Below are 2,070 nucleotides of genomic sequence, written 5' to 3'. Positions count from 1 at the left end.
GTAGGAGGTTATCAATATAGCTTACACCAAGGCAGTCTAACAGCTACAGCAATGACTATCTCGGCTACGCAAATCAATGCGACTGACTGGGCGTTTAGCGGCTTGGCTACAGGTACTTACTTTGTGAAAGTGAAGAGTGGTTTAGACTGCGAGGATAATAGCTCTCAGATAGATATAAGAGAAGCAGACGCTATATCAGTAACCAGCACGGTGAGCAACGTTACTTGCAAAGGCAAGAATGACGGTAAGATAACTGTAACGGCTGAGGGTGGTACCGGTACGATAGTATATGCTATTAGCCCACGTTTTGATAGGGTAGTAGAGAGCGGTGTGTTTGAGAAATTAGCACCAGGAGAATATGTAGTGAGGATACAAGATGCTAATGGCTGCCATAGAGATGAGATATTCAAAATTACAGAGCCAGATTTGATCAGAGTACGAATAGATAAGCATACTGATGAGGTTTGCTATGGTGCTAATGACGGAACTATATCAGTAACTATTACTGGTGGTACCCAATCCTACAGTACTTCAATAGATGGTGGAGCTAATTGGTATCAAGGTAAGACCTTGTATACAGGTTTAGCATCGGGTACTTATACGATAAAAGTAAAAGATGCTATGAGTTGTACTACTGAAAGTGATCCGATAACAATAAAAGGTGGAGTAGACCTACAAGCAACAGCTACAGTAGAATACAGTTGTCCATCGAATAGTGTGAATAATGCTATTAGAGTGAGAGTAAATACAGATGTAGCAGCGCAAACTACCTTTGCTTTAGACGGGGTAGCGCAAGCAAGCAATTACTTTACTTCAGTAACAGCGGGAGTACATACTATTACGGTAAGACACCAAGGAGGCTGTGTACAAACACTGACTGTAAATGTAGAGAACTATGCCCCACTTAGTAAGACGGTAAGTGTGACCCATATTACTTGTTATGGACTAACTAATGGTGAGATACAGATAAACGTGATAGCAGGAACGGGTAGCTATACTTATAGTATTACACCACAGGCAGGTACATTTAGTGGTACTAATATGTTTGTAAACTTGCCTAAAGGACAGTATACTATCCAAGTGAAAGATGCTGTAATAGGTTGTGAAGTTAGTGAGCGTATCACTATAGAAGAGCCAGATGTATTGAAATTAGGTGTAGTGAAGACAGTGACAGAAACTTGCTATCAGCAATCAGATGGACAACTTGAGTTTATGATACAAGGAGGACGCGCCCCTTATAGCTATGAGCTAAAAGACTCACAAGGTAATGTGATAGACACCAGAACGGGTATAGCTACAGGCACAACGGTATCGCGTACTAATATGGCACCAGGAACTTATAGCTTAGAATTTAGAGATGGCAACTGTTCGCAAACCCACGAGATAACGATAGCAGCAGCACCTAGTCTGCAAGCAACAGCTACTGTAGGTTTTGAATGTTCGACAGTATCTACAACAAGTACAAATCCATATATACAGATAACACTTGCTAGAGATAACAGCGATGGTTTATTAGCTACGAATACCTTGTCATACTCAATAGATGGAGGTGTAACGAAAAAACCATTTGTAGGCTATGTAAATGGAAATATGCAAGTGTTGAGAACCCAAAAGATAGAGAATGATGGGGTATATACGGTAACGTTATACTATCGACCATTAGGAATGACCTCTCTATGTTCAAGTACCTTGGCAGGAACGGTAAGTGTAACGCGTTATCCAGGCTTGGAGATATTAGATAAGACTGATCCACGCGAAATCAACAAGGTTAGAGTGAAAGTAGTAGGAGGTAATCCACGAGAGGGAGATACACCTTATTCTATAACATTCAATGGCAGTTATGAGAATGGAGAGAGTGAATATATGCTTAAGCCAACAGACCCAACGAGTCGAGTGGTGAATGGACGTATCTTTAAGTTAGTAGTAGTGGAGGCTATAGATGCTAATAATTGTAGTTCTACACTTACGATAGAGAAAGAGTATATGAAGTCAGTACCACCTGATTTCTTTACGCCTAATGGTGACGGACAGAATGACGGTTGGGATCCTGATATATACCGCAGTTATCCT

1 protein-coding gene is annotated in these 2,070 nt (G+C 40.9%); it reads left to right on the top strand.

Annotated elements, in window-relative coordinates; genetic code table 11:
• Window positions 1–51 precede the first annotated feature (51 nt).
• The coding region (locus tag HMPREF9441_RS17310; protein WP_216593525.1) for a hypothetical protein at window positions 52–2,070 on the top strand (2,019 nt) is incomplete at its 3' end.

This window comes from Paraprevotella clara YIT 11840, from assembly GCF_000233955.1.
In the GTDB taxonomy this organism is placed as follows: Bacteria; Bacteroidota; Bacteroidia; order Bacteroidales; family Bacteroidaceae; genus Paraprevotella; species Paraprevotella clara.
This window is presented reverse-complemented; position numbering and strand designations above follow the sequence as displayed.